This window comes from Shigella sp. FC1661 (assembly GCF_001712525.1).
Classification (GTDB): domain Bacteria; phylum Pseudomonadota; class Gammaproteobacteria; order Enterobacterales; family Enterobacteriaceae; genus Escherichia; species Escherichia coli.
The window spans coordinates 1-9,599 of the sequence record NZ_MDGW01000061.1; the positions used below are offsets into that span (position 1 = coordinate 1).

The following is a 9,599-nucleotide window of genomic DNA, read 5'->3' on the forward strand; positions in this document are numbered from 1 at the left end:
GTTCAGGGAGTCTGACATCAAGAGCGCGGTAGCCTTTTTTAATATTTCATTCTCCATTTCAATGCGTTGTAGCTTTTTCCTCAGCTTACGTATTTCGATTTGTTCTGGTGTTATCGGAGAGGCTTTTGGTGTTTTGCCCTGACGCTCATCACGCAGTTGTTTGACCCATCTTGTCATTGTGGAAAGGCCAACATCCATAGCTTTGGCGGCATCTGCCACCGTGTATTTCTGGTCAACAACCAGTTGAGCGGATTCGCGTTTAAACTCTGCGCTAAAATTTCTTTTTTTCATTGGAGCACCAGTGTTGTTCTGAGGTGAGCATATCACCTCTGTTCAGGTGGCCAAATTCAGTGTGCCACTTCAACAGGGCGAAATCGAAATGGTAATGCTCCGCTTTTTGCACAATGGCTTTATTCAGTTCAAAGGTCGGCATGTACTGCGGCGCGTGGGTCGAAATGAGCCAGCCGTTGTTGCCAATAGGTACGAATACGCCAATTTTCATCATCAACCTCTCTTCGTCTCGTAAAGTGAAAGTCAGACGGGGCGCTGCATCCTGCATATCCTTTTCAGCCGCGTATTGGATTGTTTGCAAAGCGGATGCCAGTTTTTAAAAAGTGAATATTATTAATGTGTTAGCATTGTGTTATCTAAAATATCTGGTAAAAAGTGGACTAAACGGTCAAAACAGTTGCACATAAAACATGCATCCGTGCGCGATGAGAGTGCAGAAGGTCGAGGCCGGGCGGGGGTTTTGCTATCCTGTTGCCAATCTACAAGAGGGGAGAGCGCATGACGCAAGGCGCAGTGAAAACAACGGGTAAACGTTCGCGCGCAGTAAGCGCGAAGAAAAAAGCGATTCTTAGCGCAGCACTGGACACTTTTTCACAATTCGGTTTTCACGGCACAAGGCTGGAGCAGATCGCAGAGTTGGCGGGTGTTTCAAAAACCAATCTGCTGTATTACTTTCCGTCAAAAGAGGCGCTGTATATTGCCGTGCTGCGGCAGATTCTCGATATCTGGCTGGCACCGTTAAAAGCGTTTCGTGAAGATTTCGCCCCGCTGGCGGCGATCAAAGAGTACATCCGTCTGAAGCTGGAAGTCTCACGCGATTATCCGCAGGCTTCGCGCCTGTTCTGTATGGAGATGCTGGCAGGCGCGCCGCTGTTAATGGATGAACTGACGGGCGATTTGAAGGCATTAATTGATGAGAAATCGGCGCTGATTGCCGGTTGGGTCAAAAGCGGCAAACTCGCGCCGATTGATCCGCAGCATTTGATTTTTATGATTTGGGCTTCCACTCAACATTACGCCGATTTCGCCCCTCAGGTGGAGGCGGTGACAGGCGCAACGTTGCGCGATGAGGTATTTTTCAATCAAACGGTTGAAAACGTGCAGCGGATTATTATTGAGGGGATTCGACCACGTTAAAGATGCCGGAGGAGGGTGTAACATCCTCCGGCTACCTGTTTAACCGATCGTCATTAAACTGGCGTTACCGCCAGCGGCAGCGGTATTCACACTCAGCGAACGTTCGATATACAGCCGTTCCAGAAGGATATTGCTTTCGCCACGGGCAAAACCCTGCACCGAAACAATTGCGCCATCCCGCGCAGCAACGGCTTCACACAATGCGCGAAGCTGATCCGAATCACCGTGGAAGATCACCGCATCAAAGGGTTGAGCGGTTATATTTTCCGCTTTCGCCAGTTGAATACGTTCGCTGACTGCCGATGGCAATGCCTTTACTAGCTGACGATGCAGCGCGTCATCCGGCCACAGTACCTGGCTGCCCACCGCCAGCACGGCGGCGAGCTGAGTCAGCGCATCCTGCTCATCATCGGCAATACACAACACGCGCTCACGCGGCAGCAGCGTCCAGGTGTTGCGTTCACCCGTCGGCCCCGGCAGCAATCGTTGTATTCCTGCCTGCGCCAGCTCGCCATATTGCGTACATAACGCCTGCAATTCTGGACGATTTGCTGCCCATTCCCGCAGTGCATTTAGCGGCTGAGTCAATGCGGCTTTCAACTGTGCATCGACCGGATACTCTGCATCCTGACGCGCGAGCGTCACTGCCAGCGCACTTTCCGGGCGATTCGCCAGCAGACGGTAGAGATAGAGCGGACCGCCTGCTTTCGGCCCGGTACCGGACAACCCTTCGCCGCCGAACGGCTGCACACCAACCACTGCGCCCACCATATTACGGTTAACATACAGGTTACCAACATGGGCCGAGCCAGTGACCTGGGCGATGGTTTCATCAATACGCGTATGGACACCAAGCGTCAGACCATAGCCGGAAGCGTTAATCTGCTCGATCAGCTCTGGTAGCTGGTTACGGTTGTAACGCACCACATGCAGCACCGGACCAAAGACCTCTTTGTGCAATTCGGCAAAGTCATCCAGTTCGATCAGCGTCGGGGCGACAAAGGTGCCGCTTTGCCATTCACGGGCATCTTCGCTGTTTTCCCGCACCGCCTGGAACACCGGACGGCCTTTGCTACGCATGGTCTGAATATGGCGCTCAATATTGGCTTTCGCTTTGCTATCAATCACCGGACCGATATCGGTGGTCAGGCGACCCGGATTACCCATCCGGCATTCGGCCATTGCACCGCGCAGCATTTTCAACGTGTGGTCGGCAATCTCATCTTGCAGGCACAGCACGCGCAGTGCCGAACAACGCTGACCCGCACTGTCGAACGCCGAGGCCAGCACATCCACGACGACTTGTTCGGTCAGTGCTGAAGAATCGACAATCATCGCGTTCATGCCGCCGGTTTCAGCGATGAGCGGAATAGGGCGACCCTGAGCGTCCAGGCGGCTGGCGATATTGCACTGCAGTAACGTAGCGACTTCGGTTGAACCGGTAAACATCACCCCGCGCACGCGATCATCACCCGTCAGTTGCGCGCCCACGGTTTCCCCCTGACCTGGCAGCAATTGCACCACGCCAGGGGGTACACCCGCTTCCAGCAAAATGGCGATCCCTTGCGCGGCAATCAGCGGCGTTTGTTCTGCCGGTTTTGCCAGCACGCTGTTACCTGCCGCCAGTGCGGCAGCGATCTGCCCGGTGAAAATAGCCAGCGGGAAGTTCCACGGACTGATACACACCACAGGCCCTAATGGACGGTGGGTTTCGTTAGCGAAATCATCCCGCACCTGTCCGGCGTAGTAGTGGAGAAAATCGACCGCTTCGCGCACTTCGGCAATAGCGTTACTGAAGGTTTTTCCGGCTTCACGCACCAGAATACCAATCAGTTGCTGCATCTGGCTTTCCATTAGCACGGCAGCGCGATGCAAAATCGCCGCGCGTTCAGCCGGAGGCGTGGCAAACCAGATTGGCGCGTTATTAACCGCACTTTCCAGCGCCTGTTCTACTTCACGCGGCGTGGCTTCACGCACAAAGCCCACAATATCTTTCGGTTCCGCAGGGTTAATAACGGGCGACATCTCACCTGCCGCTACCGGTTGTTCCAGCATTGGCAAGGCCTGCCATTTTTGCAGTGCACTATTGAGCAGGGCAGAGGAGAGCGAGGCCAGACGGTGTTCGTTAGCGAGATCCAGCCCTGCCGAGTTGTCGCGCCCGTGACCGTAAAGATCGCGCGGCAGGGGAATTTTCGGATGCGGTAATCCAGTTTGCCCTTCCTGTTGCGCCAGTTTTTCTACAGCAGTGACCGGATCGGCGACCAGTTCATCCAGTGGCAAAGAGGTGTCGGCAATACGGTTAACAAACGAGGTGTTAGCACCGTTTTCCAGCAGGCGACGCACCAGATACGCCAGCAGCGTTTCATGTGTGCCAACCGGGGCATAAATACGACACGGTCGGTTAAGTTTACCGTCGGCAACTTTCCCTGTGACCTGCTCGTACAGTGGCTCGCCCATACCATGCAGGCACTGGAACTCGTACTGACCCGGATAGTAGTTCTGACCTGCCAGTTGATAAATCGCTGCCAGCGTATGGGCGTTGTGCGTCGCGAACTGCGGGTAGATTAGATTCGGCACCGCCAGCAGCTTTTTCGCACAGGCGAGATAAGAAACGTCGGTATACACCTTGCGGGTATAAACCGGATAGCCTTCAAGGCCGTCCATCTGCGCACGCTTGATTTCACTATCCCAGTACGCGCCTTTCACCAGGCGAATCATCAGACGGCGACGGCTACGGGTGGCGAGATCAACCAGGTAATCGATCACCAACGGGCAGCGTTTTTGATAAGCCTGAATAACAAAACCGATGCCGTTCCAGCCTGCCAGTTCCGGCTCGAAACAGAGATTTTCCAGCAGATCGAGGGAGATCTCCAGACGATCGGCCTCTTCGGCATCGATGTTAATACCAATATCATACTGACGCGCCAGCAGGGTGAGTGATTTCAGACGCGGGTAAAGCTCTTCCATTACCCGGTCATACTGGGCGCGGCTGTAGCGCGGATGCAGCGCCGACAGCTTGATTGAAATGCCCGGACCTTCATAGATGCCACGACCGTTAGACGCTTTACCAATGGCGTGAATCGCCTGCTGATAGGAAACCATATACGCCTGTGCGTCTGCGGCAGTCAGTGCAGCTTCGCCCAGCATATCGTAAGAGTAACGGAAACCTTTCTCTTCCAGCTTGCGGGCATTGACTAACGCTTCCGCGATGGTTTCACCCGTGACGAACTGCTCGCCCATCAGGCGCATCGCCATATCCACACCTTTGCGGATCAGCGGTTCACCGCTTTTACCGATAATGCGGTTCAGCGAGCGGGAGAGGCTGGCTTCGTTATGGGTGGAAACCAGTTTGCCAGTAAACAACAGCCCCCAGGTAGCGGCATTAACAAACAGTGACGGGCTACGACCAATGTGTGACTGCCAGTTACCGTTGCTGATTTTGTCGCGAATTAACGCGTCGCGGGTGGCTTTGTCGGGAATACGCAACAACGCTTCCGCCAGACACATCAGCGCCACGCCTTCCTGCGATGACAGCGAAAACTCCTGCAATAACCCCTGGACCATACCTGCGCGACCACTGGCATTTTTTTGATTACGCAGTTTATCGGCCAGTTGATATGCCAGTTTATGCGCCTGTTCAGCAACTGGCTGCGGCAGGCGGGCTTGTTCCAGCAGCATAGAAACCGCTTCGGTTTCCGGGCGACGATAGGCCGCGGTGATCGCGGCGCGGGAAACCGACTGGGGCAAAATTTGCTCGGCAAAGTCGAGGAATGGCTGGTGTGGTTCCTCTGCCGGAGTCGGTGCTTCATCGCTCTCATTGGCAGCACCAGAAAGCAGCGCAGGTAGCTCTGGCAGAGTATCGCTGTTTTCCAGTTGTTCGAGATAAGAAAAAATCGCCTGCTTAATTAACCAGTGTGGCGTGCGATCGATACGTGTCGCGGCAGACTTAATACGCTCACGCGTCGCGTCGTCCAGCTTAACCCCCATGGTGGTGGTTCCCATGCCATTACTCCTGTTGTTCTGAAAGGTGCAACTTAACGTTATCGTGAAATATCCATGATGTTGCAACTTTGTGCAACCATGTTAAATGTGACCTGCGTAGCAAGCTTAAAAATGAATGAAATGTTAATAAAAGAAATTGATATGACAGGGATTAAAAAAATAACTCAGACTTTTTCTCTGCGGCAGTTAACATTTTTGAAAGGTGCAACCGCAAAAAATGTGAGAGAGTGCAACCTGATGAAAAATAGTGTCGCTGAGCACTAAAATTTAATGTAAATGGTGTGTTAAATCGATTGTGAATAACCAGCGCTTCCGGCAGGATACGGTCGCCCTGGTAAAAAATAAACTCTGTTACCCCGTTCCGGTTGCAGATATAACGGCAAGTTTCGACATTGCCGATAATAATTTTTTGGAGACTTTAGATGGCTATTAGCACACCGATGTTGGTGACATTTTGTGTCTATATCTTTGGCATGATATTGATTGGGTTTATCGCCTGGCGATCAACGAAAAACTTTGACGACTATATTCTGGGCGGTCGTAGTCTTGGGCCATTTGTGACGGCATTATCGGCGGGTGCGTCGGATATGAGCGGCTGGCTGTTAATGGGGTTGCCTGGCGCGGTTTTTCTTTCCGGGATTTCCGAAAGCTGGATCGCCATTGGCCTGACATTAGGCGCGTGGATCAACTGGAAGCTGGTGGCCGGGCGGTTGCGTGTGCATACCGAATACAATAATAACGCCTTAACATTGCCGGATTATTTCACCGGGCGTTTTGAAGATAAAAGCCGCATTTTGCGCATTATCTCCGCGCTGGTTATTTTGCTGTTCTTCACCATTTATTGCGCTTCGGGCATTGTGGCAGGCGCGCGTCTGTTTGAAAGTACCTTTGGCATGAGCTACGAAACGGCTCTGTGGGCGGGAGCTGCGGCGACGATCCTTTACACCTTTATTGGCGGTTTCCTCGCGGTGAGCTGGACTGACACTGTACAGGCCAGCCTGATGATTTTTGCCCTGATCCTGACACCGGTTATCGTCATTATCTGTGTCGGTGGCTTTGGTGACTCGCTGGAAGTGATCAAACAAAAGAGCATCGAAAACGTTGATATGCTCAAAGGTCTGAACTTTGTTGCCATTATCTCACTGATGGGTTGGGGGCTGGGTTACTTCGGGCAGCCGCACATTCTGGCGCGTTTTATGGCGGCGGATTCTCACCACAGCATTGTCCATGCGCGTCGTATCAGTATGACCTGGATGATCCTCTGCCTGGCAGGGGCGGTGGCTGTCGGCTTCTTTGGGATTGCTTACTTTAATGAGCACCCGGCGGTAGCAGGCGCGGTAAACCAGAACGCCGAGCGCGTGTTTATCGAACTGGCGCAAATTCTGTTTAACCCGTGGATTGCCGGGATTCTGCTGTCGGCAATTCTGGCGGCGGTAATGTCAACCTTAAGTTGCCAACTGCTGGTGTGCTCCAGTGCGATTACCGAAGATTTATACAAAGTGTTTCTGCGTAAACATGCCAGCCAGAAAGAGCTGGTGTGGGTAGGGCGTGTGATGGTGCTGGTGGTGGCGCTGGTGGCGATTGCGCTGGCGGCAAACCCGGAAAACCGCGTGCTGGGCTTAGTGAGCTACGCGTGGGCAGGCTTTGGCGCGGCGTTTGGTCCGGTGGTGCTGTTCTCGGTGATGTGGTCACGCATGACGCGTAACGGTGCACTGGCGGGGATGATCATCGGTGCGCTGGCGGTTATCGTCTGGAAGCAGTTCGGCTGGCTGGGACTGTACGAAATTATTCCGGGCTTCATCTTCGGCAGTATCGGGATTGTAGTGTTTAGTTTGCTGGGTAAAGCGCCGTCAGCGGCGATGCAAAAACGCTTTGCCGAGGCCGATGCGCACTATCATTCGGCTCCGCCGTCACGGTTGCAGGAAAGCTAAGGGACTTAGCCTGCGGCGGTTTTGTTTGGCTTCAGCAGCGGGTTGCGCTCCCTTAATGTGCCTCGCCATATAAATTGAATGGTGCAGGGAGCGCGCAGGGGGCGGCCAATCGCCGCCGCCCCCTGTGCACCCCCGGGCTCTGGCGAACAAAATCGCCGCTGCGCGGTACCTTCAGCTTATCCCCTTCGGCTACCGGGTCGGGCGCGAGGTAACGTCCTGTAAGACGCGCCCTCAGCCCACATCCATGTGGGCTGTCCCGGCCTTCGGGGAACGCTTCAGCGATTTTGACGCCACCAACACCCGAGCTGTTATTATGTTCCGGGCAAAAAGTTAGATTTGATAATCGCGGATGGTAACGTCCTGTACTGGACATGTTTTAGATAATCAACGCGCCACCACTCGCGGAGTTTTCTCCTCCGGTAGTCATCTCGTCACTTTGCATTTTCAACCTCATCCTTTCTTTTCATGTGTTACCGACGCCGTAAACGGTGCGCGTAGCCGTTTTTCGGCATTTTATCCAAAAGCAAACTATGGCTTACAAGGAAGCCAACCCTCTGATGTTCGTGCGCATAATCGCGCTGCCAACGGCGCGTGTGATGAATACAAACAACTCAAGGTGCTCTCCATGGGAAGACAAAAAGCAGTGATCAAAGCTCGTCGCGAGGCAAAACGTGTGCTGAGACGGGATTCGCGCAGCCATAAGCAGCGTGAAGAAGAATCGGTCACCTCGCTTGTGCAGATGAGCGGCGTAGAAGCCATTGGTATGGCCCGCGACAGTCGCGATACCTCGCCCATCCTCGCGCGAAATGAAGCGCAATTGCACTATCTGAAGGCTATTGAGAGTAAGCAGCTGATATTCGCCACGGGCGAAGCCGGGTGCGGAAAAACCTGGATCAGCGCAGCAAAAGCGGCAGAGGCCCTGATACATAAGGATGTCGACAGGATTATCGTCACCCGTCCAGTTCTGCAAGCCGATGAAGATCTTGGCTTCTTACCTGGTGATATCGCAGAAAAGTTTGCTCCCTATTTTCGCCCGGTCTACGACGTGCTGGTCCGGCGCTTAGGGGCTTCCTTTATGCAGTACTGCCTGCGACCGGAAATAGGGAAGGTGGAAATCGCGCCGTTCGCCTATATGCGTGGACGTACCTTTGAAAATGCAGTCGTCATTCTTGACGAGGCGCAGAATGTGACTGCCGCGCAAATGAAAATGTTTTTAACCCGCCTCGGGGAGAACGTGACGGTTATCGTCAACGGTGATATCACGCAATGCGATTTGCCTCGCGGCGTGTGCTCCGGATTAAGTGACGCGCTGGAACGTTTCGAAGAAGATGAAATGGTTGGGATCGTCCGGTTCGGAAAAGAGGATTGCGTACGTTCGGCACTTTGCCAACGTACGCTGCATGCATACAGTTAAGTGTGTTATCGGTGCAGAGCCCGGGCGAACCGGGCTTTGTTTTATTTCAACAGATTTTCACTTCAGGTTAGCGTTCAGGGGGGCGACTTTGAGCGTGTTGATAAGCTGAACTGGAGTCTGGTTTAGATACTCTTACCAGGCATTTTTCGTCATAGCATCAGACCAGTGTAATACTGCCAGCGCGGAGAGTTTTTCTTCCAGAAGCCAAAAAAATGAGCATCTGCCTATCTTTTTTCGGCCATTCAACCTGTACAGGAGATCTGGTGCCAATTTTGCTTATGAGGTTTAATCAACAATGGGCTATACTTTGACTGACTGTTTAACACCGAATATATTCCTCTGATTTATTCTTTAGGGATAATATTATAAATGTAAGGTTAATCTTAATTAATTCTTTGCTAATATTGTGTGTTGTTATTTTTTTGTGGAAGGCAAGCCGCAATGGCTAAATAGGGATGGTTGTAATAATCAAAACATGATACTGGTAATGACTCCAACTTATTGATAGTGTTTTATGTTCAGATAATGCCCGATGACTTTGTCATGCAGCTCCACCGATTTTGAGAACGACAGCGACTTCCGTCCCAGCCGTGCCAGGTGCTGCCTCAGATTCAGGTTATGCCGCTCAATTCGCTGCGTATATCGCTTGCTGATTACGTGCAGCTTTCCCTTCAGGCGGGATTCATACAGTGGCCAGCCATCCGTCATCCATATCACCACGTCAAAGGGTGACAGCAAGCTCATAAGACGCCCCAGCGTCGCCATAGTGCGTTCACCGAATACGTGCGCAACAACCGTCTTCCGGAGCCTGTCATACGCGTAAA

At 52.7% G+C, this 9,599-nt stretch carries 5 protein-coding genes and 3 pseudogenes; 4 read left to right on the plus strand and 4 right to left on the minus strand.

Features of this window, described 5'->3' with window-relative positions; translation table 11 throughout:
* A pseudogene (locus BFF42_RS04700) lies at window positions 1-291 on the minus strand (transposase); the annotation flags it as partial.
* A 73-nt stretch (window positions 292-364) separates the two neighbouring features.
* Window positions 365-502 (minus strand): annotated as a pseudogene (locus BFF42_RS04705) (pyrimidine utilization protein A); the annotation flags it as partial.
* A gap of 287 nt (window positions 503-789) precedes the next feature.
* On the opposite strand from BFF42_RS04705, the gene rutR reads away from it, so the two are divergent.
* Window positions 790-1,428, plus strand: a complete 639-nt coding sequence (rutR, locus tag BFF42_RS04710; RefSeq protein WP_000191701.1) for an HTH-type transcriptional regulator RutR — start codon at window positions 790-792, stop codon at window positions 1,426-1,428.
* Window positions 1,429-1,467: 39 nt separating this feature from the next.
* Here the strand turns inward: rutR and putA are convergent, their stop codons facing one another.
* Window positions 1,468-5,430, minus strand: coding sequence for a trifunctional transcriptional regulator/proline dehydrogenase/L-glutamate gamma-semialdehyde dehydrogenase (putA, locus tag BFF42_RS04715; protein ID WP_146759027.1), 3,963 nt, complete (start codon window positions 5,428-5,430; stop codon window positions 1,468-1,470).
* Between the two features lie 54 nt (window positions 5,431-5,484).
* Here putA and BFF42_RS26745 point away from each other — a divergent pair, with 54 nt between their 5' ends.
* The 3 genes from BFF42_RS26745 (at window position 5,485) to phoH (ending at window position 8,775) form a co-directional block, all read left to right on the plus strand.
* Window positions 5,485-5,694, plus strand: a complete 210-nt coding sequence (locus BFF42_RS26745; RefSeq protein ID WP_000979516.1) for a hypothetical protein — start codon at window positions 5,485-5,487, stop codon at window positions 5,692-5,694.
* A gap of 158 nt (window positions 5,695-5,852) precedes the next feature.
* Entirely contained in the window at window positions 5,853-7,361 is a 1,509-nt protein-coding gene (putP, locus tag BFF42_RS04720) for a sodium/proline symporter PutP (RefSeq protein ID WP_039059405.1), read from the plus strand.
* 625 nt (window positions 7,362-7,986) lie between these two features.
* Window positions 7,987-8,775 (plus strand): phosphate starvation-inducible protein PhoH, encoded by a 789-nt coding sequence (phoH, locus tag BFF42_RS04725; protein ID WP_000533533.1) that lies wholly within the window; start codon window positions 7,987-7,989, stop codon window positions 8,773-8,775.
* 498 nt (window positions 8,776-9,273) lie between these two features.
* Here the strand turns inward: phoH and BFF42_RS04730 are convergent.
* Window positions 9,274-9,599 (minus strand): annotated as a pseudogene (locus BFF42_RS04730) (IS1-like element IS1B family transposase); the annotation flags it as partial.